32 protein-coding genes are annotated in these 23,418 nt (G+C 65.8%); 16 read left to right on the top strand and 16 right to left on the bottom strand.

Features of this window, described 5'->3' with window-relative positions; genetic code table 11:
- Positions 1 to 13: 13 nt before the first annotated feature.
- Positions 14 to 148 carry a hypothetical protein gene (locus S58_RS39375; RefSeq protein WP_015667862.1) on the bottom strand — a complete coding sequence of 45 codons (135 nt, stop codon included), beginning with the start codon at positions 146 to 148 and terminating at the stop codon, positions 14 to 16.
- A 185-nt stretch (positions 149 to 333) separates the two neighbouring features.
- On the opposite strand from S58_RS39375, the gene S58_RS38840 reads away from it, so the two are divergent.
- The gene (locus S58_RS38840; RefSeq protein WP_015667863.1) at positions 334 to 603 is read left to right on the top strand and encodes a hypothetical protein; all 270 of its coding nucleotides are present in this window, start codon (positions 334 to 336) and stop codon (positions 601 to 603) included.
- Here S58_RS38840 and S58_RS23480 read toward each other — a convergent pair.
- On the bottom strand, positions 552 to 1,391 hold the full coding sequence (locus tag S58_RS23480; protein WP_244440628.1) for an HWE histidine kinase domain-containing protein: 840 nt from the start codon (positions 1,389 to 1,391) through the stop codon (positions 552 to 554). The two genes, S58_RS38840 and S58_RS23480, sit on opposite strands and share 52 nt — an antisense overlap.
- A gap of 606 nt (positions 1,392 to 1,997) precedes the next feature.
- On the opposite strand from S58_RS23480, the gene S58_RS23485 reads away from it, so the two are divergent.
- The 5 genes from S58_RS23485 (at position 1,998) to S58_RS23505 (ending at position 5,602) form a co-directional block, all read left to right on the top strand.
- Positions 1,998 to 2,411 carry a hypothetical protein gene (locus S58_RS23485; RefSeq protein ID WP_042340885.1) on the top strand — a complete coding sequence of 138 codons (414 nt, stop codon included), beginning with the start codon at positions 1,998 to 2,000 and terminating at the stop codon, positions 2,409 to 2,411.
- Between the two features lie 151 nt (positions 2,412 to 2,562).
- Positions 2,563 to 2,829, top strand: a complete 267-nt coding sequence (locus S58_RS23490; RefSeq protein WP_015667866.1) for a hypothetical protein — start codon at positions 2,563 to 2,565, stop codon at positions 2,827 to 2,829.
- 98 nt (positions 2,830 to 2,927) lie between these two features.
- Positions 2,928 to 3,419, top strand: a complete 492-nt coding sequence (locus S58_RS23495; RefSeq protein WP_015667867.1) for a thermonuclease family protein — start codon at positions 2,928 to 2,930, stop codon at positions 3,417 to 3,419.
- Positions 3,420 to 3,780: 361 nt separating this feature from the next.
- Complete coding sequence (locus S58_RS23500; RefSeq protein ID WP_042340168.1) at positions 3,781 to 4,884, top strand: D-alanine--D-alanine ligase family protein; 1,104 nt, start codon at positions 3,781 to 3,783, stop codon at positions 4,882 to 4,884.
- Positions 4,885 to 4,969: 85 nt separating this feature from the next.
- A complete protein-coding gene (locus S58_RS23505) occupies positions 4,970 to 5,602 on the top strand; it encodes a hypothetical protein (RefSeq protein ID WP_015667869.1) in 633 nt (210 codons plus the stop codon).
- A gap of 35 nt (positions 5,603 to 5,637) precedes the next feature.
- Here the strand turns inward: S58_RS23505 and S58_RS23510 are convergent, their stop codons facing one another.
- The 8 genes from S58_RS23510 to S58_RS23540 form a co-directional block, all read right to left on the bottom strand.
- Entirely contained in the window at positions 5,638 to 5,910 is a 273-nt protein-coding gene (locus S58_RS23510) for a hypothetical protein (protein ID WP_015667870.1), read from the bottom strand.
- Between the two features lie 85 nt (positions 5,911 to 5,995).
- Positions 5,996 to 7,246 (bottom strand): extracellular catalytic domain type 1 short-chain-length polyhydroxyalkanoate depolymerase, encoded by a 1,251-nt coding sequence (locus S58_RS23515; RefSeq protein WP_015667871.1) that lies wholly within the window; start codon positions 7,244 to 7,246, stop codon positions 5,996 to 5,998.
- Positions 7,247 to 7,250: 4 nt separating this feature from the next.
- Positions 7,251 to 7,670: a hypothetical protein gene (locus S58_RS23520; RefSeq protein WP_015667872.1), complete on the bottom strand. Its 420-nt coding sequence runs from the start codon at positions 7,668 to 7,670 to the stop codon at positions 7,251 to 7,253.
- A 111-nt stretch (positions 7,671 to 7,781) separates the two neighbouring features.
- Complete coding sequence (locus S58_RS23525; RefSeq protein WP_015667873.1) at positions 7,782 to 8,165, bottom strand: thiol-disulfide oxidoreductase DCC family protein; 384 nt, start codon at positions 8,163 to 8,165, stop codon at positions 7,782 to 7,784.
- A gap of 204 nt (positions 8,166 to 8,369) precedes the next feature.
- Positions 8,370 to 8,570, bottom strand: coding sequence for a hypothetical protein (locus tag S58_RS39105; RefSeq protein ID WP_244440629.1), 201 nt, complete (start codon positions 8,568 to 8,570; stop codon positions 8,370 to 8,372).
- Positions 8,567 to 8,791: a hypothetical protein gene (locus S58_RS39110; protein ID WP_244440630.1), complete on the bottom strand. Its 225-nt coding sequence runs from the start codon at positions 8,789 to 8,791 to the stop codon at positions 8,567 to 8,569. The genes S58_RS39105 and S58_RS39110 overlap by 4 nt, the downstream gene beginning before the upstream one ends.
- Before the next feature lie 38 nt (positions 8,792 to 8,829).
- Positions 8,830 to 9,588 carry a hypothetical protein gene (locus tag S58_RS23535; RefSeq protein ID WP_015667876.1) on the bottom strand — a complete coding sequence of 253 codons (759 nt, stop codon included), beginning with the start codon at positions 9,586 to 9,588 and terminating at the stop codon, positions 8,830 to 8,832.
- Entirely contained in the window at positions 9,585 to 10,256 is a 672-nt protein-coding gene (locus S58_RS23540; RefSeq protein WP_015667877.1) for a transposase, read from the bottom strand. The genes S58_RS23535 and S58_RS23540 overlap by 4 nt, the downstream gene beginning before the upstream one ends.
- 406 nt (positions 10,257 to 10,662) lie before the next feature.
- Here S58_RS23540 and S58_RS23545 point away from each other — a divergent pair, with 406 nt between their 5' ends.
- Together S58_RS23545 and S58_RS23550 are read left to right on the top strand one after the other, a co-directional pair.
- A complete protein-coding gene (locus S58_RS23545) occupies positions 10,663 to 10,878 on the top strand; it encodes a hypothetical protein (protein WP_015667878.1) in 216 nt (71 codons plus the stop codon).
- Between the two features lie 377 nt (positions 10,879 to 11,255).
- A complete protein-coding gene (locus S58_RS23550; RefSeq protein WP_015667879.1) occupies positions 11,256 to 11,582 on the top strand; it encodes a hypothetical protein in 327 nt (108 codons plus the stop codon).
- A 117-nt stretch (positions 11,583 to 11,699) separates the two neighbouring features.
- On the opposite strand, the gene S58_RS23555 is transcribed toward S58_RS23550, so the two are convergent.
- Genes S58_RS23555 through S58_RS23565 form a run of 3 tightly spaced genes read right to left on the bottom strand, consistent with a single transcriptional unit; the run spans position 11,700 to position 12,936 of the window.
- On the bottom strand, positions 11,700 to 12,113 hold the full coding sequence (locus S58_RS23555) for a GFA family protein (protein WP_042340886.1): 414 nt from the start codon (positions 12,111 to 12,113) through the stop codon (positions 11,700 to 11,702).
- Between the two features lie 17 nt (positions 12,114 to 12,130).
- Positions 12,131 to 12,610 (bottom strand): SRPBCC family protein, encoded by a 480-nt coding sequence (locus S58_RS23560; RefSeq protein ID WP_015667881.1) that lies wholly within the window; start codon positions 12,608 to 12,610, stop codon positions 12,131 to 12,133.
- Positions 12,607 to 12,936 (bottom strand): ArsR/SmtB family transcription factor, encoded by a 330-nt coding sequence (locus S58_RS23565; RefSeq protein ID WP_015667882.1) that lies wholly within the window; start codon positions 12,934 to 12,936, stop codon positions 12,607 to 12,609. The genes S58_RS23560 and S58_RS23565 overlap by 4 nt, the downstream gene beginning before the upstream one ends.
- Positions 12,937 to 13,922: 986 nt before the next feature.
- Between S58_RS23565 and murI the strand changes: the two genes are divergently transcribed.
- From murI to S58_RS23600, 7 genes are all read left to right on the top strand, one after another.
- Positions 13,923 to 14,723: a glutamate racemase gene (gene murI / locus S58_RS23570; RefSeq protein ID WP_042340170.1), complete on the top strand. Its 801-nt coding sequence runs from the start codon at positions 13,923 to 13,925 to the stop codon at positions 14,721 to 14,723.
- Between the two features lie 12 nt (positions 14,724 to 14,735).
- Positions 14,736 to 15,509: an HpcH/HpaI aldolase family protein gene (locus tag S58_RS23575; protein ID WP_015667884.1), complete on the top strand. Its 774-nt coding sequence runs from the start codon at positions 14,736 to 14,738 to the stop codon at positions 15,507 to 15,509.
- 51 nt (positions 15,510 to 15,560) lie between these two features.
- Positions 15,561 to 15,947, top strand: coding sequence for a cupin domain-containing protein (locus S58_RS23580; RefSeq protein ID WP_015667885.1), 387 nt, complete (start codon positions 15,561 to 15,563; stop codon positions 15,945 to 15,947).
- Between the two features lie 97 nt (positions 15,948 to 16,044).
- Entirely contained in the window at positions 16,045 to 16,821 is a 777-nt protein-coding gene (locus S58_RS23585; RefSeq protein ID WP_042340171.1) for a hypothetical protein, read from the top strand.
- Between the two features lie 283 nt (positions 16,822 to 17,104).
- A complete protein-coding gene (rpsD, locus tag S58_RS23590) occupies positions 17,105 to 17,722 on the top strand; it encodes a 30S ribosomal protein S4 (RefSeq protein WP_015667887.1) in 618 nt (205 codons plus the stop codon).
- A gap of 330 nt (positions 17,723 to 18,052) precedes the next feature.
- A complete protein-coding gene (locus tag S58_RS23595) occupies positions 18,053 to 18,481 on the top strand; it encodes a hypothetical protein (RefSeq protein WP_244440631.1) in 429 nt (142 codons plus the stop codon).
- Positions 18,482 to 18,556: 75 nt separating this feature from the next.
- The gene (locus tag S58_RS23600) at positions 18,557 to 19,624 is read left to right on the top strand and encodes a threonine aldolase family protein (protein WP_015667889.1); all 1,068 of its coding nucleotides are present in this window, start codon (positions 18,557 to 18,559) and stop codon (positions 19,622 to 19,624) included.
- Between the two features lie 82 nt (positions 19,625 to 19,706).
- Here S58_RS23600 and S58_RS23605 read toward each other — a convergent pair whose 3' ends face one another.
- From S58_RS23605 to grxD, 3 genes are read right to left on the bottom strand one after another with little or no spacing between them, the layout of a single operon-like run.
- Positions 19,707 to 20,924 carry a serine hydrolase domain-containing protein gene (locus tag S58_RS23605; protein WP_042340887.1) on the bottom strand — a complete coding sequence of 406 codons (1,218 nt, stop codon included), beginning with the start codon at positions 20,922 to 20,924 and terminating at the stop codon, positions 19,707 to 19,709.
- A 30-nt stretch (positions 20,925 to 20,954) separates the two neighbouring features.
- Positions 20,955 to 21,524, bottom strand: a complete 570-nt coding sequence (locus tag S58_RS23610; protein WP_042340172.1) for an O-acetyl-ADP-ribose deacetylase — start codon at positions 21,522 to 21,524, stop codon at positions 20,955 to 20,957.
- Positions 21,521 to 21,859 (bottom strand): Grx4 family monothiol glutaredoxin, encoded by a 339-nt coding sequence (gene grxD, locus S58_RS23615; RefSeq protein ID WP_015667892.1) that lies wholly within the window; start codon positions 21,857 to 21,859, stop codon positions 21,521 to 21,523. The genes S58_RS23610 and grxD overlap by 4 nt, the downstream gene beginning before the upstream one ends.
- Positions 21,860 to 22,155: 296 nt before the next feature.
- Between grxD and egtB the strand changes: the two genes are divergently transcribed.
- The gene (egtB, locus tag S58_RS23620) at positions 22,156 to 23,409 is read left to right on the top strand and encodes an ergothioneine biosynthesis protein EgtB (RefSeq protein WP_015667893.1); all 1,254 of its coding nucleotides are present in this window, start codon (positions 22,156 to 22,158) and stop codon (positions 23,407 to 23,409) included.
- The last annotated feature ends 9 nt before the right edge of the window (positions 23,410 to 23,418 follow it).

The following is a 23,418-nucleotide window of genomic DNA, read 5'->3' on the forward strand; positions in this document are numbered from 1 at the left end:
CACGTCGCGGCGTTCACGGCATGAACCGGCCGGGCGCCGGCAGCTGGTCGTCATCGATCAAGGGGATCACGAGGGAGTTGAGCACATACTCCGTGCCCAGCCACGTCATGATCGTGGAAATCAGCAGCACTGCGGCCAGCAGCATCATGTCGCGTCGGTCCATTGAACAAATACGGCGCAATGATGTGACCGTTTCACATTGGAGCCATGCTTACGACGCGCCTGTGGAACTCTCGCACCGCATGGGCGCTGCGGCGCCAGAGGTCCAGCCTGGCTGCTCCCACACAGTTCGCCCGTGATCGAAACGTCAGGGGCGGATCCAGGGCTAGAGGGATGACACCCTTCCCGCCACCGGGCTTCACCATGACCGACAAATTCCCGCTCGCGACCGAGCTCGCGCTTCTGCTGCTGCTTTCCGCGCTCTGGGGCGCGTCCTACAGCATCGGTGTGCTGTTGCTGGGCGAGCAATTGTCCCTCACCGCCTGGGCGGGGCTTGCCTGCGTGGTAGCGGGCGTCATCGCCATGACGCTGCCGACCAACGCCGCACGCGATCATGCATCGGCCTCGAACCTGATGCGGCATACGAGACCGCCGTCGCGATAATCCTGCTCGATACTGCCGCCGATGGCCGCAAGGCTCGCACGGATCATGCGCGTGCCGAATCCCTCACCTTGCGGCGGCGCCACCGGGGTCGGATTGAGCTCGTGCCAGGTCACGACGCGGCGGCCACCATCTTGCGCGACCTGCACCTCGAGCCGGCCGCCGTCGCCGCGCAGCGCGCCGTATTTGACGGCATTGGTCGCGAGCTCATGAAACACCAGCGCGAGATTGCGGATGGCGTCCGGCCCGAGCTGCACGTCGGGCCCGTCCACCGTGACCGCTCCCGATGACCGATAGGGCTGCAGCTCGGCCTCGAGCAGCATGCGCAGGGTCATGATGCGCTGATCCGACCAGGCGAGAGTATTGGCGCGCGCGACCGCGTCGAGTCGCAGCGCGATCGCCTCGCCCTTGTCGCGATCCTCGCCCGACAGACTCGACCGGACGATCGATTGAAACAAGGCGAGCTGATTGTTGACGCGATGCCTGAGCTCGCCGAGCAGCAATTCGCGCGCATGCTCGCTGCGCTTCAGCGCCAGCAGCGCATTGCGGCAGAGGTTCACGAGCCAGATGGCCAGCGCCGAGGTGCCCAGGAACGCGACGAGATTGACGGCCTCCTCATGCCCGGGACGATCGGTGAACCCGATCAGCACGACGGCGGCCGACAGCCAGGCGGCAAAAATGGCCGGGGGAACTCCGCCGAGCAGCGCGGCAAAGACCACCGCCGGGAAGAAGGTCGCGTAAGGCAGCGTTGCGCCCGCGAAATCCAGCCCGATGCGGCCGGCGGTCGACATGGCGACAGCAACGACCGTGAGCACAAGCGTGGTCGCCGACCACGGCCTGCCCCGAATGATCCAGTCTGAAAAACTCCGACCCACGCGCACGATTGACCCCGAAGCCAAACCTCTATCGCCGTAGGCGAAGCGGAACAAGCTGAAGGAACTGCCGATCCTGACGAAAGTTTTGGAACTTTTCTGACGTAGTTGCGTTCAGCTGCCGTTTTGCGGGAAGTGGAACTCCATCCTGCCGCGACATGGAAAGAGCGGCGCATGAAACCACCACGGTGAGCGAGCGTCTCCAAGAGAGACCGCCGGCATGAGAACCATCTCTGAAAGCCGCCGGCGTGAGAGACGATCGTGCAGCGCTTCGGTGCAGTCGCGATTCCTGGACGACACGTCCTGCGACCTGCCGCAAGGGTTGCGCCATCGTGGCTGCGGATCATTGAGACTGTAGGTGTTGCCTGCAGGGACGCTCTCGCTCCGCCCGGAGTTCGACCAGCCTCCCGCACACCGCAACGGTATTCGAGCGCTCCGTTGTGAGCCGGCTTGTAGTTCGGCGGCTCGCACGGCGCAAAACCTAGCGGCTTGCCGCTGAGCGCCGCAGCGTCGATCATGCTGGTCATGACGACGAAATCACGCGAGAGACTTTATGGCGCCGGCATCCGCATCGCGCAGGAGCAGGCCGCGCGCGCCCGCAAGGAAGCCGATCGTCTGGCCTGCGATGCGTGGAATAGGCGCATGCTCGGCTACAAGGGGCCGGCGCAGCCCTCGCCGCTGCTCGGCGACGCGCTCAACGCCGGCTACTACTATCTCGAAGTGCGCTGTCTCGGCTGCGACACCAACCAGACCGTCGCGCTCGACATCATCAGACGTCCCAAGACGACTCCGATCCACGAGCTCGAGCGCTACATGCGCTGCCAGGATTGCTCGCGGCTGCGCGGCCATCCCTACAAGCGCAGCGCGCTGGTGGCTTTGCGCGAGACCAAGATCTCGGCCGCGCATCCGGCATCGATATGGTGGCCCGATGACCGCTAGGCGCACGGACCACGCTCGAGGTCGGCATCGAACGTGGCTCAGAGGTACTCCGGTCGGACGACGCATCGATCGATGAATTTTTCTAAGACAGCGCGGAACAATGTCGAGCTCCGGCGGTTTCGAAATTTGCCGGCGCGGCAGGGAAGTAAACATGTCAGAGTTGATGACCCAGCCGGACAAGCTGCGGGCCGACGCGGCCGAGTGCGCCCTCATCCGTGATCTCGCCACCGATCGCGACAAGCGCGAGCTGTTCGCACGGCTTGCCGAACATCTGAGCACACTCGCTGTCGAAGTGGAGCGTCGCCCGCACGCAGGGCTCCAGCCTCAGCTGAGCGACAACGGCAACTCACGCCAAGCGGGCGTGGTCGCTGATGCCGGGACCTCGGCCACACAATCGCGCAACTCGGCTTCGCTATAACACGTCACGAGCAGCGTCTGATTCGTCCGGCGACGAAACGACGATCCCCTCGTGCACGGGTGCCGATCTTGCGACTGTCTCTTCCTCACCTCGCCTGCATGGCTCTGTTGCTTGCATCGGCGCAACCCGCCGCCGCGCTCGACCTCGTCGGCCGCGGCAGCATCGTCGATGGCGATACGCTGGACATTCACGGCGCGCGCATCCGCCTGTGGGGCATCGACGCTCCCGAGACCGCGCAACTCTGTCGCGGCCGCGACCGCAAGCCCTATCGCTGTGGCGCGCTCGCCGCCAACACGCTCGATGCCTTCACGCGAGGCAAGATTCTCCGCTGTACGCCCGTGGACGGCGATCGCTATGGCCGCATCGTCGCGCGCTGTGCGGCCGGCGTCACCGATCTCGGCCGGTTCATGGTGTCGCGCGGGCTTGCGATCGAGGAGCCGCAATATTCGCACGGAGCCTACGCCGCCGATCAGCTCACCGCGCGCCGCGCCGCCCGCGGCCTCTGGTCCGGCCGCTTCGTCGCGCCGCCGCTGTATCGCAGCTGCATGCATGAAGGCGGCACGATTTCGCTGTGTTCGAACGGTGAGTAGCCGGCCTGTAGGCTGAGCAAAGGCGCAGCCGTGCGGTCTCCTCACGCGCCCCTTGCAATGGCGCCGTGCCCACCATCTCACGACCGAATACGCTGCACGACGGTTGGCACGCTCCGCCGGACGGCGGCGCTTTGCCCACCCTACAGATTGCGCCTCGGTCATTGCGAGCGAAGCGGCGCAATCCAGGGCCAGGGAGCAAGTCTGGATTGCTTCGCTGATCTGGTCGCGATGCGCGACCAATGGCTCGCAATGACCGAAAAAGCGAGGGCCGAATTCCTCCGCAACGATCGCGTCAATTGCCACGCTCTCTGATCCGGCTGTAAGGTCACACACCGCAAGTACCCGGGGCTGGCTGACGATGATGACAGAAAAGACAACGCGCGTGGCGATCCTGTTCGGCGGGCGCTCGGCGGAGCATGACGTGTCCCGGGCCTCCGCCGCCAACATCTTCCGTTCGCTCGACGCCAGCCGCTACGCCATCACCTTGATCGGCATCACCAGCGACGGCCGCTGGGTGCTCGCCGACGCTGCGAATGACGGCACCGCCACGGCGTTGACCGTGCCTGCCGACGGCCCCCAGATCGTGCTGCTGCCGGCCGGCCAGGGCCGCGCGCTGGTCATCGGCGATGGCACAGCCGGCACGCGCGACCTCGTCTTCGACGTCGTCTTCCCGGTGCTGCATGGCCCGAACGGCGAGGATGGCACCGTGCAGGGCGCGCTGGAGCTGGCCGACGTCGCCTATGTCGGCGGCCGCGTGTTGGGATCGGCGGCGGCGATGGACAAGGACGTCGCCAAGCGGCTGCTGCGCGATGCCGGCCTGCCGATCGTGCCGTTCGTCACGATGACGGAAGCAGCGCCGGTCACCTATCAGGATGCGGTTCACGCCGTCGGATCATCCGAGCTGTTCGTCAAGCCGGCCAATCTCGGCTCATCGGTCGGCATCTCCAAGGCGCGCAACGAAGCGGAGTTCGACGCCGCCTGTCGCCTCGCGCTGCGCTTCGACCGAAAGATCCTGATCGAGCGCTGCATCACGCCGGTGCGCGAGATCGAGTGCGCCGTGCTCGAGCACGCCGACGGCAAGGTTGCGGCCTCCGAGCTCGGCGAGATCGTGCCGGCCGACAGCCATGGCTTCTACTCCTACGAGGCGAAGTACACCGACGCATCGGGCGCCTCGCTCCACGTCCCGGCGCAGCTCGAGCCGGCGCTTTCCGAGCGCATCCGCAAGCTCGCGACCGAGGTGTTCGGCGTGCTCTGCTGCGAGAGTCTCGCACGGGTCGATTTCTTCGTCCGCGGCGACGAGGTCTACGTGAACGAGGTCAACACGCTGCCCGGCTTCACCAACATCAGCATGTATCCGAAAATGTGGGAAGCCACCGGCCTGCCCCAGCCCGCGCTGATGGACCGCCTCATCGCGCATGCGCTGGCGCGGCATGCCCGGCTGAGGCAGCTGGCGTCGCAGCGGTGAGGCTCCTATATACGGCCAGTGACATCGTCACGCCGTTCACGGATCGGCTCCGGCGAACGCGAGCAAGCGAAGCCGAGACCATCACGTGACACGACACCGCCGATCCCTCGTCCGGCCGCTGCTGGCCGCGCTCTGTCTGATCGTAGCGATCGCCGCACCGGCGCGGAGCGAAGACGAAGCCTCGCACATCACGAAGCTCGAGAACCGTGAGTTCGACGGCATCAGCTTCAAGGGGCAAAGCGAGTTTGAAATCCACGACCCGGAGCTGTTGCCGAAGCAGCTGGTGCGGGCGATCGAGCCCGGTTGCGAGTACAGGAGCGGTCTCAAGGAACAACCGGTCCGTTTCATGGCCGTGGACGGATGGCGGTTCGCGATCGTCCCTTGCTCCGCTATTGTTGGATGGGATGAGATATTCGATCTCCGGGAGATGAGGCGGCCGCGACTGTTGCAGATCCCGATGGCCAACTGGGATCGCGGCTTCGTTGCAACCTCCCAACCTGGTGCTGTCACCTGGAACAAGGAGGCAAAGGTATTCGAAATTACACGTCGTACCGATCTTTGTCCGAGCCCGACGACTCGCCACATCTACCGGCTCATGCCCGCCGCATGGGCGCCGGTCCTGGTCCGCATCGATGTCCGGAAGGACGGCTGCGTTGATGGTGAGTGGGCCACCATCTGGGAGGCGCCGGCCTGGCCGACGCAGGAGGATCTTCGTTAGACGCTCATCGACAGGCTGCGCGACGTCAAAGCCGATCAGATCAGCGTCGCGACCTCATAGATCATCACGGCAGCGCCGAGGCAGCGACGCCAGGGATTGACGCCGCGCAGGAGTTCGTCGAACGCCCATACGACGAGGCCGGCTTTGACCAGGCAATCCAGATCGAAGCCGGCGCGTGCGGGAGGATGCCAGATCCAGCTCACGACGCTTGCCACGAGCACGATCCACAGCGCCGGGTTCGGCATCTGCGCGATCGTGATCTCGCCGGTCTGGCGATTTCGGAAGAACCAGTCGAGACATCGGCGCATCGCACCACCGGCTTGAGATGTGAAATGGCTTGCGTGACCGCGCGCGATTGCGTGCAGCGTCAGCGGGATGACCTTCCGCCCGCATCTAACCGTCCGCGCGCGCATGCGCGAGGAAGAAGCGCAGCATCTCGCGCGATGCGTCCGGGCCTTTCGGATCGGTGTAGGAGCCGGCCGGACTGCCTCCCGACCAGGCGTGAGCGGCGCCGTGGATGGTCCAGTACTCCGACGTCACCTGCCCGCGATCGGTCAGGATCTTCCGCGTATAGGCGTGGCCCCCGGGCTCGCGGCCGCGCACCACGGACACCGTCCCGCGCGCGCCGGCGGACTGGGCGATCCGGTCGCTGTTGATGGGATGCACGGTCGCGTCGCGATCGCCATGGAAGACGATGGTCGGCACGGCCGGGCCACGCGCGGCCGCAGGCGCGGCGCCGCCCTGACGCATGGCCATCAGCGCCGAGGGCAGATCGCGGGCGGCCCCGCAGGCGAGGCCCGAATGGATGCCGGCGGCCGCGTAGAGATCGGGATAGGTGGCGGCCATGATGGCGGCGGCGGCACCTCCGGCCGACAGGCCGGCAACGTAGACCCGCCGGGGATCGACCGCATGGTCCTGCATCACCTGGCGGGTGATGCCTGCGATCAGGGATGGCTCGCCGCCGTCGCGCTGCTGGTCGCCGGTGCGAAACCAGTTCCAGCATTTCGATTGATTGGCGCCGCTCGGCTGCTCGGGATAGACGACGAAGCAGCCCTGCTCCTCCCCTGCAAAATTCATTCGCGTGCCCGCGGCGAAATCGTCCGGGGATTGCGTGCAGCCATGCAGCATGACGACGAGCGGCAGCTGGCGTCCATGCGTCCCGCTCGGGATCAGCAGCTTGTAGGACCGGTGACCGGCCGCATTGCTGAAGCCGCCTTGGACAAAGCGCGCGCCCTCGGGCGCGATCTCATGCGCCGCCGGCGCGCGCAGGCCGGGACCTCGCAAGCCGCCCCCCGGGAGACCGCCAAATCCGTCACGACGGACGAAGCGCTTGCGCGCCAAAGCGGACGCGCCCCGCGAGGGCATGTCTTGCTTTGAAGTGCCTTGCGCTGTCGTGTGTTGCACAGTGTGCACCTGCGCAGCCGCGTCCCTGGCGGCGGACCGCGCGCGCTCGCCGACGCGCGTGGCTTCGCCGTCGATGGTCAGGGGTGAAAGCCGCGCCGGCGTTGACCTCGCGGGACCGGCCTCTGCCGCAGTTGGGGCGCCGACACCGTGCAACATGCGCTGCAGGAGTGCCGTGGCCTCGACCAATTGGCCGGCCCGCGTCAGGCGCGTCGCTTCGCGCATGATATCCTGATCGAGCATGACGCTACCTCATTCTGTCGGCGAGAGCGGCCTTGACCGCGGGGGTGGCATGGAGCGCGCCCAGCACCGCGACCGAGGCGATGGTGGCGCGGGCGAGCTCAGGCGTGACATCGGCGGCGATGGTGGCGAGCCCCAGGACATTGATCTGCAGCATCTCGCCAGCGCGCTGCACCGCTTCGAGATCAGCGCGGCTGAAGTTGCGCAGGCCCAGGTCCAGGCTGTGGCGCAGCGTGGACTGCTTGAGCACGTCGGCATGGCGATCGAGCTGGTTGCGGATCGCGGTGCGGATGAAGTCGGTGCGGTTGGAATAGAATCCCTCCTGCACCATCAGGTCGACCTGACCAAGATCGACATAGCCGAGATTGACCGTGATCTTCTCGGTGTCGGGCGCTTTGGCGCGGAGGGGGAGGATATTGTCGGGCATCGCTGGCATCCGTTTTACCATCCAATTGGATGTTCTATGGATGGCATATGGATGTCGGTCCGAGCCGTTCAAGGCGCCGGCGCATTCTTGAACGCACGGGCCGCCGAAACGTCACCCGCGCGGGGCACCGTCGGAAACCGCCCTGCGCTGCTGGAGGCGCGCGACGCGGCGGGAAATGAACGGCCGCACGGGAAGAAACAGCCGGTAGCCCAGTTCCAGCCCAGCCAGGACGCCCGGCAGCGACGCCAGGCGTGCCGCCCAGCGCCATCTCGGCAACCGCCGCCAGACCTCGACGAAGGCCGCGGCGCCCGAGAGCACCCGCCCATCTCCCGCGCGGACGTGGAACCGCTGCATGGCCTCTCGCTGGGTCATGCCGTCCGGCGCCGCGGCGTCCGCGGTCGAGACGTCGACGAAGCACAGCGCGCCGGCCTCGTCGGTGCGACGGTAATATCCGATTTCCGCCCGGCACAGCGGACAGGAGCCGTCATAATACACGGTCGATCTTGCTTGCTCTGGCTCCACACGGCTCTCCTTGGCGGCGGACCGATCTCAGCCCATGACCCGATACGTCCGGGCGGGCGGTTTGGGTCTGCGTTCCCCCGGGATCGTGATCAGCCCGACGGCTCCCGGCACGCAAAGGACGCAAGTTACGGTGACAGTGCACGAAACTATGCCGGTCCCCCGCAACGTCCCTCCCGCTTAATCCTCCTCCGCCGGCTTCGGCCCGCGTTTCGCCGGCTTGAGCACGCGTCCGGTCATCTTCTCGATCCGCGCGAGGAAGCGGTCGCTGCCGATCGGACGGCCGATGCTCTCGGCCGCGCGCAGGCGGGCGAGCAGCGCCTCCTCGTCCTCCGGCGCGTGGCCCAGCAGCCCGGCCATGTCCGGGAACATCTTCTTCACGGCTCGCGCGCGGTCACGCCGTCGTCGCGCCCGCGCAGATGCGCGCGTGTGCTCGACCACGCCCAATCCTGGGGCCGCGCCACCATCCGCGCTCGCACCGGGTTGAGGCTGACATAGCGCAGCGCGGCGGCGAGATGCGCCTCGTCCATCGCCACCGCGCCGAACCGCCCCTGCCAGAAATGTCCGCTGCGCTTGGGATGCAGTCCAGTGCACATAACCATGCGACCCGGCAACAGAAGTTCGGCTGCGCCAGTCATTGCTAAATGCCGTCGGTTTCAATCATTCTGGTGCGGTTGGGCTTGAAAATTCCGCTCTTGGAATAAACCGCGCTGTTCGTCTTCTGGTCGATTCTGATTTCGTCGAGCCAAGGTGCCTTGATTTCTAGCCGTGTCAGCAGCGGAGCATCCGGAGCGGCCTCGATCGTCACGGACTGTAGTTCGATATTGGCGCCGATCACGCTGGAGAACTCCTCCGGGCAGAGCTGCTGCGCCTGCTCATAGGGCTGGCCGGTCGGAAACCAGATGAAGGCGGGGTAGGAATCGTCCCCCAGGTCGAGCTTGCCCCCGCGGAGACCAGCTAGCGCCGCCGGCTCGAGGCGGAATTTGCCGGGCAACGACTCCGCTGGAAGCGGCGGCTTGCAGGCCTTCCGGCTGGTCCATACGTCGACGTCGTAAGCCATCGCTGCGACCAGCATGCCGTATTGGCCAAGATCGATGACCGGGGCGACGCCCTTTACGACGGTATAGGTCGCCTCGCCAGTCCCCCAAGACGCTCCCCCTCTCCAATAGCGTACCGAGATGATGCTTGAGCCGGACTTCGCGACTCCATTGGCGCTGACCGAGAAGGACAGCCGATAGCGAAAGCTTGCGTCGCTTCCACCGCAAGCCGACAGCAGCAATGATAGACAGCCTGCAATAAGACCCACTATGCCGCGCCGCCCCATCATCATGCAATATCCGGTTCCGGTGACAGTGCACAAAACTGCGTACCCCTCGCTGTAGCGTGCCTCCTCGCTCAATCCTCCTCTGCTGGCTTCGGCCCGCGCTTGGCCGGCTTGAGCACGCGGCCGGTCAGCTTCTCGATCCGCGCGAGGAAGCGGTCGCTGCCGATCGGACGGCCGATGCTCTCGGCCGCGCGCAGGCGGGCGAGCAGCGCCTCCTCGTCCTCCGGCGCGTTTCTCAGGAGCCCGGCCATGTCCGGGAACATTGTCTTGACCGGCTCGCGCGCGGTGACGCCGTCGTCGCGCCCGCGCAGATGCGCGCGTGTGCTCGACCACGCCCAATCCTGGGGCCGCGCCACCAGCCGCGCCCGCACCGGGTTGAGGCTGACATAGCGCAGCGCGGCGGCGAGGTGCGCCTCGTCCATCGCCACCGCGCCGAACCGCCCCTGCCAAAAATGTCCGCTGCGCTTGCGGCGCGCCTGGATGATGCCGGCATAGATGCGATGCACCCGCGACAGCGCCCGGCGCAAGCCGTCAGCATCCGACGGCACCAGGATCAGATGCACGTGGTTCGGCATCAGGCACCACGCCCACACCGCGACGCCGGCCGCCTCGCAATGGGTCGCGAGCAGGTCGCGGTACAGCGCGTAGTCGTCGTCACCGAAAAAGGTTCGCGCGCGGCCGTTGCCGCGCTGGGTGACGTGGTGCGGCAGACCGGGAATGACGACACGGGCAAGACGGGCCATGCGCCATCCTGCGCGTTCGGACGACGGGTGTCAAATTAAGTGCACTGTCACCGTAATCCATGGCGCCGTGCCCCCTCTCGCGACGCAAGCCGCCCCGCCCCAGGCACGGCTATCGCATATGACAAATCTGAGTTTGTCGCGAAACTGTATCCTCATCGTCATGCCCGGGCTCCGTCCCGGGCATCCACGTCGTTCTCAGCGCGCCGGACGACGTGGATGGCCGGGACACGCCCGGCCATGACGACGTGGAGAAATATGAGCGCAAAGCTGCGATCGTCAAATGCGATCGCCCTGCCGCCCAGGGGTCCGCGACACGACCGCAATCAGCCGATGCACGCCCGATCCGACACATGCCCGCCATACGCCGCGGCTACCAATCGAACGCACAGCCTTGATGAGGAGCACCATGGCCGACAACGACCTCGACGTCTACCTGACCGCGCGCAACGTGCTGGTCGAAATGCGCCTGAATTTGGCCAAGGCCGTTTCGGCCGGTTACAAGAAGGGCGAAACCGAAACTGCGGTCAAGAGCCTCGTCGAGGTCCAGCAGGCCATCGACGTGATCGACCACGCGAGCGAGGAGCTGGAGGAGCCCGACGAGGGCGAGCACGACGAGGACTGAAGCACTGCGCGATCAGCCCGTGCCGTGCTGCATCGACCATCCTCAGAGTGAGTACGACACCGAACGTCTCCTGCAGGGAGATTGAGGTCCGTAAGGTGGGCAAAGGCGCAGCCGAGCCGTCGCCTCACACCCAGTTCGTCATGGCGCCGTGCCCACCATCACCGCCCCGCATGCCGCCCGACGGCGGGCACACGCCGCCTGACGGCGGCGCTTTGCCCACCCTACGCGATCACTCATGAGAGGGGAGATGTCAAAATGAATGGTGGCTGCAAGCTCGGACGCAGCCAAAATGGGGAAGAGAGGGATTGGTTCGCCTTGGACTGGACGCGAGCCGTCGGATCCTGCGGAGAGAATGCGATTCAGATTGGAGAGTCTTGATGTCAAACGCCGATATCACCGAAAATGATCTAGACGTTATGGAAATCATGATCTCCGTGATGCGGAGCAAGGATGCATCAGCGGAAACAGCAGTTCTGGCGGCCGAGGCTATTGCGGCTCATGCGCGATTTAATATCCGTTTCGGTAATCTCAAAGAGGCGCTTACCAAATCGGATGACGAAATGTTGGCCCTATTGGACGAGTCCGAGGCTCTGGTAGTGAGTTGCAGGAACTCAGTCAAAGTGTTTCACGAAACTGGTGACAAGGAGCGGTTGCACGCGAGTCTTGTCCATCTCAGGGACGCATTCGATAAGCTAGCAATCTAGTTCGAAATTACGAAATTACGAAACTACGGTGACAGTGCACCTAATTCCCGACTGTCGCGCAACTTCGATTCAGGCGGGCCCCATCGGTGAGCGCGCCTCGATCCCGGCCGCCCGGCGTCACCGCGGCGGCATCTTGTCGAATCTCGGCAGCGCCGGATCGAGGTGATCCCAGGCCTGCCCCGCCGCCGTCCAGGACACCAGCTGCGGCTTGTAGCGGCTGGGGTCGTCGAGGCTCGCTGGCGGAACAATGAACACATCGGGCATCGCGGGAAATGTCAGGTGGACGTGCGAGCCGCAGGTCGGGCAGAACGCGCGCTGCTTCACGGTGCCGCCGTCGCCTGTGCTCTGCCAATGCGACACCTCGCCTTCGACCTTGACCTCCGCCGCAACGAAGGTGAGGTGCGATTGATGCCCGGTGCCGCTGTCGCGCTGGCATTGCCGGCACTGGCAGTCCAGCATCACGGCTGGCTCGCCCGAGATCTGGTAGCGAACCGCGCCACAGGCGCAGCCGCCGGCATAGGACTGGGTCATGTCGTTCTCCCGTTGCATCAGTGCAGCTGTTTCGACGACGCCTCTTCGCCGGCGATCCGGTCGAGATTGGCGACGACCTTCTTCCAGCCTTCGCTCATCTTGCGATAGGCGGTCTCATTGGCCGGAAGCACGAAGCCGGAATGCACCAGGCGCAGGCGCGTGCCCGTCTCGGCCCTCGACAGGCTGAAGGTGACCACCGTCTCCAACGGCGCGCCGTAGCCGACGTTGCTGTCGTGGCCGCCCTTCCACGCGTAGGACAGCCGCTCGTTCGGCGCGACCTCCAGCACCTCGCAGTGAATGGTGCCGTCCCATCGGCCGGCCGGCGTGGTCTGGAAGGTGAAACGATTGCCGACGACGGCCTCGAACCCCGTGGGTGCCATCAGCCAGCGGCCGATCAGCTCGCCATTGGTCAGGGCTTTCCAGATGACCTCCGGCGCATGGGGGAAAATCTCCTCCACGACGATGCCCTGCGTATCCGGCTTCACGGTCTGGTTCATGGATCGATGTCCTTCAGCAAGTTTCTCAGATCGGCAAAACGGTCGCGCCAGAACACGCCGTAGTGGCTCATCCAGTCGGCCAACGGCGCGAGGCCGCGTGGCTCGGCGCGGTAGTAGACCTTGCGCCCTTCTGGGCGCTCGCAGACCAGACCGGCCTGCTTCAAGGATTTCAAATGCTGCGAGATGGCGCCCTGCGTCACGGTGCTGCCGCGGGTCAACTCGACCACGGTGATCTCGTCGGCCTCGACGATGCGCTCGAACACCGCGCGCCGCGTGGGGTCGGCCAGCGCGCGCATGACGGCCGTGATGGGTTCAGACTGGATCATGCGAAAGCAATAGCCTTCACTAATTCATTAGTCAACACTAATATTATCGAAAGATCCGCGTAGCATTTCGCCGCCGCGACCCATCTCCTGCGGAATCGCGCCGTAGGAAAATCCGAATTTCTTCTCTTCCGCTTTTCAGAAACACATGCTATGTTGCGTCCATCCCGCCTCACTTGAGGGGCGTTTCGCGATCGTCACGAGCGTGGAGTGCGGGATGCGGTGGGCGTGTCGGGTTGCAGCGTGAGCGATCATGCCGACGAACGATCCGATGCGCACGGCGAAATCGTGTGGTTCTGGCATCCCGTTGCTGATGCCAAGCTGGCGCTGCAAGTTCGACGAGCGCGCTGGCGACGGGGGCAAGACAGCCGGTCCCCGGGGAGATCACGTATAAGCCGTAACGCCATCGCGCGGGGAAGGCCGGGAGGATCGGCTTGTACCTGTGGTTCCTGCCGCCTGCATTTTTTTCGCAGGCGGGCCATGGGTGCGACCGGCACCCGGCCTTTCCCGCGCCCTCATCTTCGAGAGGGCGATGAGACGAGCAACACTCGGACGCGAAAGCGGGTGCGAGGATGAAAGCGCATGTCCATCGACCGTCATTGCGAGGAGCGAAGCGACGAAGCAATCCAGAGTCCTTGCGGGACTCTGGATTGCTTCGCTGCGCTCGCAATGACGCTTTCATCTCCGCTGTCATCCCGGGCAAGCTGCGACGACGCGAAAGCGTCGGCGCGGCGCCGACCCGGGACCCAGACGCCGCGGCGGCCGTGTGAGTCACGATGGAGCGGACAGCATTGGCGGCGATTTCTGCCGGTGGTTATGGATCCCGGCGTTCGCCGGGATGACACTGAGATTTTGGCAGGCGCTGTGGTCTCCATAGGCATCTTTGAACCTTCGCCTTCGCCGCCGGAACACATCCAGACGCCCTATTCCCGCCAAACCCAGCATAAAAACCGACTGAACCCACCTCCCCATTCCGGTACACTCGCCACGTGACCCATCGCCCGACGATTCTCGTGTTCGACTCCGGCCTCGGCGGCCTGTCCGTGCTGCGCGAGGTCGTGCGCGCCCGCCCCGATGCGCATTACGTCTATGTCGCCGACGACGCCTTCTTTCCCTACGGCCATCACAGCGAGCCGGCGCTGATCGCGCGCGTGGTGCCGCTGATGGGCGAGTTGATCGCGGCGCACCGGCCGGGCCTGATCGTGATCGCCTGCAACACCGCCTCGGTGCAAGTGCTGGCGCCGCTGCGCGCTGCCTACGCCACGCCCTTCGTCGGCACCGTGCCGGCCATCAAGCCCGCCTGCGCGCAGTCGCAGACCAGGCGCGTCTCCGTGCTCGGCACCAAGGCGACGGTGCAGCGCGAATACACCCACGCCCTGATCCGCGACTTCGCCGGAGGCTGCGAGGTCACCCTGGTCGGCTCCCCCGAGCTGGCCTCGCTCGCCGAGGCCGCCCTCAGCGGAACCACCGTCAGCGATGACGCGATCGCCGCCGAGATCGCGCCCTGCTTCACCGGCGACGCCGCCGACCCCGCCGGCCGCACCGACACGGTCGTGCTGGCCTGCACGCATTATCCGCTGCTGCTCGACCGGCTCGAACGCCTCGCGCCGTGGAAGGTGACCTGGATCGACCCGGCCCCCGCGATCGCGCGTCGCGTCGGCGACCTGTTGGGTCCCTCGACCGGCCATGCCGGCGACGACGGCGGCGCCACGATGATCTTCACCTCCAACAAGCCGCATCAGCTCAGCCGCGCACTCACGCCCTATTTCGGCGGCCGTGTTCCGGCCTGACGGAGGCCCAGCATGTCTGCGACGCCCAAACCGCTCAATCGCCTCAAACAAGCCTGGCGCGACAAGCGGCCGACTTTCGGCGCCATAGCCACCATCCCGAGCATACAGACCGTGCGGATCATGGCGCAGTCGCTCGACTGGATCATCGTCGACCTCGAGCACGGGCCGATCGACCTTTCGACCGCGCATGCGATGATCACGGCCACGGCAGGCACGCCCTGCGTGCCGCTGGTGCGGATCGCCGCCAACGAGCCGCATCTGGCCAAGGCGCCGATGGACCTCGGCGCGCTCGGCATCAACTTCCCGATGATCTCGAGCCGCGCTGATGCCGAGAAGGCGGTGCGCAGCGTGCGTTATCCGCCCGTTGGCGACCGCCTATGGGGTCCGTTCCATGCGCCGTTCCACTGGAACGTCTCGATGGCCGAGTACATGGCGACCGCCGATGACGACATGATCTGCATGGTGACGATCGAGCATGTCGAGGCGGTCGAGCGCATCGACGAGATCATGGCCACGCCCGGCATCGACATTGCCGTGATCGGCCCCGGCGACTTGGCCACCTCGATCAACAAGCGCGGCCAGCTCGATGATCCCGCAGTGAAATCGCTGATCGCGCGCGCCGAGGCCGGCATTGTCAAATCGGGCGTGCCGATCGGCGGCGCGGCGCGCAGCGCCGAGCAGGCCAACGCGATGATCGATCGCGGTTATCTGGCGCTGGCGCTCGGCTTCGACTGGTCCTTGTTCCAGCGCGGCATTGCCGCAAGCTTCGAGGGGATCAGGCGCTGATTCGGCGTCGCTTCACGTTCCGAACGAAAAACAACATAGGGGGAGAAGACCATGATGAAGAAGACGATTTTCGGCCTGTCGCTGGCCGTGCTCGGGCTCGGGGCCGCACTGGCGCAGCAGCCGGCGATCAAGCGGACCATGCTGCAGAAGACCGATTTCCCCGACGGCTATGCCATCGTCGAGGCGATCGCCGAGATCACGGCCGGCGGCGCGGCGGGCCGCCATACCCACCCCGGGGTCGAGACCTCGTACATCCTTGAGGGAGAGGCCGAGCTGATCATCGAAGGCCAGCCCGACCGGCACCTCAAGGCGGGGGATTCGTTCCAGATCCCGGCCGGGGTGGTCCATGACGCCAAGGTCCATGGCGACAAGAACCTGAAGGTGCTCGGCGTCTACGTGGTCGACAAGACCAAGCCGCTCGCCTCGCCGGCGCCATAGACCGGCGCTTCCGTAACCCGGCCTGCGGTGTTAACAGCAGCCGCCGCCGGGATCGGACCAGGCCAACCAGAACCAACGGGGAGCGACACGTTTCAGGATGCGCGGAACCACCAGGACAATCTCGTTGCCGCGCCGCCTGATCATCGATCTGATGCGCGCCTCCTGCGACGTTCCGTTCGTCTCGCTGGCGCGGACCCTCAACATCCGGCCGCTGCTGGAGGCCCGTGGCGCCGCCGCCTCCCCGCCGGGCTTCGCCGCGGTCTTCGTCAAGGCGTTCGCACTGGTCGCCAGGGACGAGCCGACCCTGCGGACGCTCTACGTCAAATGGCCCTGGCCCGCTTTCTACGAGCTGCCGCGCAACATCGCGATGGTGGCGACCGCCCGGGTCGAGGATGGCGAGCCCTGCGTGCTGCCGCAGCGGGTCGGCGATCCCGACCGGCTGACATTGGCCGAGGTCGACGCCATCATCCGCTGGGGTAAGGAAGCACCAGCCGATCAGGTGCCGGCATTCCGCAAGATGCTGCTGACCACCCGCCTGCCCTGGCCGCTACGCCGGCTCGCCTGGTGGGTCGGGCTCAGCTTCGGCCGCCAGCGCGCCAACTGGTTCGGCAATTTCGCCGTCACCGGCGTCTCGGCCTATGGCGGCGGCGAGCTGCATGCGCTCAGCCCCGGGCCCTACATCCTGAGCTTCGACGTCGCCAAGCCCGACGGCACCATCGGTGCCATGATCCGCTGGGACCACCGGGTCACGGACGCCGCCCTCATCGCCCGGACCTTTGCCCGCCTGGAAGAGGTGCTGAATGGCGAGATCGCGGCCGAGATCAGGGCGTCGCGGGCCTCCGAACCCAAGCCGGTCCGGGCGATCGGCGCCTGAGCGGACGGAATCGGTGCCGTTTGCGACTTACGACGGCCGTCGAGCATGAAATTGAGCGGGAGGGACGATTTGATCGCAAAAAGTGGTCCTAGCGGTTTGACAGAACGGCGGTTTCTCCCGTAGAAACCGCCCTGCTCGCGGGCCGCTTTCGGCCCGCGTTGCGTTTCGCGACCCGTGGCCTCGTCCCTTCATGCTTTGGGGACGGGCCTGTCGGTGGACCGGATTTTCCGGACACACAGGAGGGCGCGTTTCCTCAAACCCTAACTTAATCGAAGAGGACGCGATGACTAAGCGCAGTGAGGCGAAGTACAAGATCGATCGCCGCATGGGCCAGAATATCTGGGGCCGCCCGAAGAGCCCTGTCAACCGCCGTGAATATGGCCCCGGCCAGCACGGCCAGCGCCGCAAGGGCAAGCTCTCGGACTTCGGCGTGCAGCTGCGCGCCAAGCAGAAGCTGAAGGGCTATTACGCCAACATCTCCGAGCGCCAGTTCCACGGCATCTATGTCGAGGCCGGCCGCATCAAGGGCGACACCGGCGAGAACCTGATCGGCATTCTCGAGCGCCGTCTCGACACCGTCGTGTTCCGCGCCAAGTTCGTCTCGACCATGTTCGCCGCGCGCCAGTTCATCAACCACGGCCACATCAAGGTGAACGGCCGCAAGGTCAACATCTCGAGCTACCAGGTCAAGCCGGGCGACGTGATCGAGGTCAAGGAAGCCTCGAAGCAGCTCGCCGTGGTGCTGGAAGCCACCCAGCTCGCCGAGCGTGACGTGCCCGACTACATCGAGGCCGATCACTCCAAGATGACCGCGAAGTTCATCCGCATCCCGGCGCTGTCGGACGTGCCGTTCGCGGTGCAGATGGAGCCGCATCTGATCGTCGAGTTCTACTCGCGCTGATCTTGACCGGACGGAAGTCCGATCCCATCTGATAATCCGAAGGCCCTGGCACGCGCCGGGGCCTTTTCTTTTTGGACTTCTTTCGGATCAGGCGAACCGATTCCCGAATGCCACACTTGCCACGAAATCGCCTCAACGGTGGCTGACAGCGAATCCGTCCCGTGATTCACTGTCTGCAGTTGTAAAGTAAGCGGGGCGTTCGCCATGGAGTTCAACAGGCGCAATATCATCTTTGGCGCGTTGCCGACCGATGCGGTCGGTGCTCCGCCTCTGCCGCCGTTGCGGGCACCGCCCCTCAGTGCTTCACCGTTACGCGCACGGACCTCCGGCGTGCGCTACCGCTTCAACGACGGTCTCTATCCGTCCACCGTCTTCGACCTTCTCGAACGCTCCTGCTGGCACGTCCAGTCCGATGCGACAGCCCATGTGATCCGCCATGTCGGAACCGGGCTCACCTTTGCCGACGCGCAGCTTCGCACCGATCCGTTCGCGCTCGAGCTTCTGCATTGCTTCGACGATTCCCGCGAGCTCGCCGACGAATGGCACACCATGCTGGTCGGCTGGGCCGCGGTGAACATGGGCTGGAACGTCAAGCGGCAGCGTCCGGGCGCCGCGTTGCTTCTTTCGCCGTCGCGACAGAGCCCGATGGACTCCTGGGTGTTCGATTGCACCGAGGCGCCGCCGCTGGTCGCCGAGCCGATCGAGACCCGGCCGTTGCGGCGGCCGGACATCTGGCTCAATCCGCCGCGCGCGGCGTAGCTCGCGGAGGAGCGTTTTGCGGGAGCATTGCGAGTTGGGTAAGGTCCGGCCGTGAAAGCCGAACGAGGACTGCCGATGTATTACACCCCGCCCCCGCGCGATCCCAAGGCGCCGCCCGTGCGCGTCAACCTGTTGTCGGATACGCAGACCCGGCCTACCCCGGCGATGCGCGAGGCGATCGCGCGGGCGGAGGTCGGCGACGAGCAGATCGGCGACGATCCGACCGTGCACGAGCTCACCGCCCGCGTCGCCGCCCTGCTCGGCAAGGAAGCCGCGGTGCTAATGCCGTCGGGCACGATGTGCAACGTTACGGCGACACTGGTGCATTGCCGGCCGGGCGACGAGATCCTGGCGCACGAGACCGCGCACATCATCTCGCGCGAGGGCGGCGCGCATGCGGCGCTGGGCGGTTTCCAGGTCACGCAGCTGAAGGGCCCTGACGGGCAGTTCACGCCGGAGACGTTCCGCGCCGCGCTGCATCCGCGCAGCCGCTACCAGCCGCCGCAGACGGTCGTCAGCGTCGAGCAGACCGCCAATATCGGCGGCGGCACGATCTGGAAGAAGGCCGCGCTCGACGAGATCGTCGCGATCGCCAAGGCCCAGGGCATGGCGACGCATATGGACGGCGCGCGGCTGCTCAATGCCACCGTCGCCACCGGCATTCCGGCGGCCGACATGGCGGCAGGCTGGGATTCGGCCTGGATCGATTTTTCCAAGGGGCTCGGCGCGCCGATCGGCGGCGTGCTCGCCGGCAGCGCCGCCTTCATCGACGAGGTCTGGCGCTGGAAACAGCGGCTCGGCGGCGCAATGCGCCAGGCCGGCGTGGTCGCCGCAGCCTGCATCTACGCGCTGGACCACCATGTCGACCGGCTGGCCGACGATCACGCCAATGCGCGCGCGCTGGCGCGCGGCCTGTCGCAGATCCAGGGCGTCGAGGTGCAGGAGCCCGAGACCAATCTCGTGTTCTTCAAGCCGGATGGCGCAGGCGTCAGCGGCGAGAAGATGGTGAGCGGACTCCGCAAGCGCGGCGTGCTGCTGGCCATGATGGACGGCCGCATCCGCGCCTGCACCCATCTCGACGTGACCTCGGCGATGATCGAAGAGACCATCGGCCATGTCCGGGAGATCGTGCGCGGCGCTTAACCTCGTAGCCCGGATGAGCGCAGCGACATCCGGGGTTCGCGATGCAGCACGTGAGACCCCGGGGTCGCTCCGCTCGCCCGGACTACGCGAGCGCGCCATAGACCAGCTGCCGCACATCGCTCGCGATGCGGCCGCGCTGCGACGGCGCCTGCATCATGACGATGACGAACAGATCGTCGGCGGGATCGATGAAGAAGAACGTCCCGCCGACACCGTCCCAGCCATATTCGCCGGATGGCAACGGTGGTCTCTCTGTGATGCGCACGGAGAATCCCAAGCCGAAACCGTGGTCGGCACCGGGGAAATAGAGGTCATCGCGACGAATCCCCACTCCCACCACATGATCCCGCGTCATCAACGCGACGGTCTCGGGCTTCAAATAGCGGCGACCGTCGAACATGCCGCCATTCAGCAGCATCTGCGCGAACCGCGCGTAGTCGGAGATGGTGCTGATCATCCCCGCCCCGCCCGACTCCCAACGTCTGCGGCGGATCGGATCATCCAGGCCGGCAACGGGACGATCGAACCAGTCGCGCGGCGACGGCTCGGCAACGCGGTTGCGCCGGCTCGGGTCAGCCAGGAAGAAGGCCGTCTCGTGCATGCCGAGCGGACCGAGCAGCCGGTCCCGCTCGAACTGAAACAACGAGCTGTCGGAGGCGATCTCGATCACCCGTCCGAGCACGTCGGTCGAGTGGCCGTAGTCCCACAATGTCCCCGGCTGCTCGGCGAGCGGAAGCTTGGCGAGACGCGCGGCGAATGTCTCGTTGTCGATGTCGCCATCGAACAGCTGCGCATTGGCGTAGTGCCGGCGAACCGCCGTCTCGCCGTAGAAGCCGTAGGTGAGACCCGAGGTATGGCGCAGGAGGTCGAGAATGGTGATCGGACTAGCAAGCGGCCGACCGTCGACCTTTACATCGGCGAACGCAGGAATGTAGGTCGAGAGCGCATCATTCAACCTCAGCCTGCCGTCATCGACCAGCATCATCGCCGCCACCGACGTGACAGGCTTCGACATCGAATAAATGCGGAAAATCGCATCCTCCGCCATGGGCGAGCGGGTCGCCGGATCGCACAATCCGAAGCTCTGCAGCAGGACCGGATTGCCATGCTGCTGGACCAGCACGACCGCGCCGGGAATGGTGCCGGCGGAGACCTCGTTGCGGAAATAGTCGGAGACCTTGTCGAGCCGCGACCGATCGAGATCGCGCGGCGACGGTCCGCCCGCGCGGGCCAAGGCAGGCAGCATGGGCGCGGCCAGGAATGCGCCGAGCAGCGACCTTCGCGAGACCTGCCGAGCCACCTTATCGGCTCCGCCGCCGGCCGGCCGCAATCATCTCGCCGAACGCGCGCGAGCGCGGCTGGCGATCGCCTCGCTCAGGGCCTGGTCGTGCAGCTCGGCGCTCTGTTCGGAGAAGCAGCAGAACACGATCTGGGACAGCGAGGTCTCCGTGCTGATCGCCTCGATCGAGGTCGCGACCGCGATCGACGCTGCACGATCGGCGGGAAAGCGGAAGATGCCGGTCGAGATCGCAGGAAATGCGACGGAGTCGAGGAGGAGCTTGTGACACAGCTCAATCGAGCGCCGGTAGCACGACGCCAGCAGCTCCGGCTCGCCGCGGTCACCGCCCTGCCAGACCGGGCCGACGGTGTGAATCACATGACGGGCCGGCAGGCGATAGCCCTTGGTGATCTTGGCCTCGCCGGTCTTGCAGCCATGGAGCATGCGGCATTCCATGACGAGGTCCGGACCCGCGGCGCGGTGAATCGCGCCATCGACGCCGCCACCACCGAGCAACGACGAATTCGCGGCGTTGACGATGGCGTCAACGCCGAGCTTGGTGATGTCGGCTGTGATGACCTCGAACCGGGTCGCGCCGATCTTTCGGACTGGATAGCTCAGGCCGAGGCTGCCGTGCCGACCGGAACGCCCTTGTCGGTGAACAGCTGCTGCAGCTCGCCGCTCTGGAACATCTCGCGGATGATGTCGCAGCCGCCGACGAACTCGCCCTTCACATAGAGCTGCGGGATCGTCGGCCAGTTCGAGAACGTCTTGATGCCGTTGCGCAGCTCGGCGGATTCGAGAACGTTGAGGCCCTTATAGCCGACGCCGACATGGTCGAGGATCTGCACGACCTGGCCGGAAAATCCGCACTGCGGAAACTGCGGCGTCCCCTTCATGAACAGGACGACGTCGTTCGACTTCACTTCGTTGTCAATGAATTGCTCAATGCTCATCTTCGCTTCCTCTAGGGCGTCTCAAGGAACGCCTGGGGCTCGGTGCCGCTCCGATCGCGCCAGGACGCATTCCGCCCGGGCCGACCGTCACTCCCTCTATATGTAGCGCAAACCGTTGTTCAGCCAAAGTAAAATGCCAAGGAGCCACCGTTGCGGGGGCCACCATGGCCTGCGGACATCAATAAGATAGCCCGCCACGAGGGTTTTATCCGGTAACCAAGCGCCTATTTAGGACGAACTGTCCAAAGGAACTTGTTCCTTGGAACATCGTTTTCTCCCGGCATACGGAGACCCTCGTGACCAGTTCAGCGTCCGCCACGGCCCCGCCCCCCATCACCGATGCGCCGCAGGCCCCCAGGCCCGGACCTGTGGCCGGGGGCCTGATCGAGGCGTTTCTGGTGGTTCGAGGCGAGACCGAGCGCCGGGCTGCGCCGCTGAGCCCGGAGGATCAGGTCATCCAGTCGATGCCGGACGCCAGTCCGGCCAAATGGCACCGCGCCCACACCACCTGGTTCTTCGAGCAGTTCGTGCTGGGGGAGCACTGCCGGGGATATACTCCCTTCCATCCGGATTACGCCTTCCTGTTCAATTCCTATTACGTCAGTGCCGGCCCGCGCCACACGCGGGGCGAGCGCGGCCTGATCACCCGCCCGGGCGCGGCCGACATCACCGCCTATCGCCGGCATGTCGATGCGGCCATGGTCGAATTCCTGGGCCGCGCCGACGCGGCGACATTGGAAGCCGTGGCGCCCCTGGTCGAGGTCGGCCTCAATCACGAGCAGCAGCATCAGGAGCTGATGCTGACGGACATCCTGCATGCGTTCGCGCAGAACCCGACGGCGCCGGCCTACGATCCGTCATGGAGCTTTCCTGCCCCCGCCCATGCGGGTGAGGGCTGGATCAACCTTCCCGAGGGCATCCACACCGTCGGGCACGCCGGCGACGGCTACCATTTCGACAATGAGCGGCCGGCCCATCGGGCCCTCGTCGGACCGGTGAGACTGGCGCGCAACCTCGTCACCAATGCCGAGTGGCTCGCCTTCATGGATGGCGGCGGCTATGAGACGGCCACGCTCTGGCTCATGGACGGTTTCGCCACCGCGACGCGCGAGGGCTGGCAGGCTCCAGGCCACTGGTACAAGGTCGAGGGTCAGTGGCGCATCATGACGCTCGGCGGGCTCCGTGCCGTCGATCCGAATGCGCCCGTCTGCCACGTCAGCTACTACGAGGCCGACGCCTTCGCACGCTGGTCCGGCAAACATCTGCCGACCGAGATGGAATGGGAGGTCGCCGCGCGCGGCCATCAGCTCAACGACGCCTTCGGCGTCGTCTGGCAATGGACCCGCAGCGCCTACAGCCCCTATCCCGGCTATCGCGCGATCGAGGGCTCGCTCGGCGAATACAACGGCAAGTTCATGGTCAATCAGCTGGTGCTGCGCGGGTCGTCGCTGGCGACGCCGGCCGGCCACAGCCGCGTCACCTACCGCAATTTCTTCTATCCGCATCACCGCTGGCAGTTCACGGGGTTGCGGCTCGCCGAATACGACTGAGCAACTCAC

It is taken from the genome of Bradyrhizobium oligotrophicum S58 (assembly GCF_000344805.1).
GTDB lineage: Bacteria > Pseudomonadota > Alphaproteobacteria > Rhizobiales > Xanthobacteraceae > Bradyrhizobium > Bradyrhizobium oligotrophicum.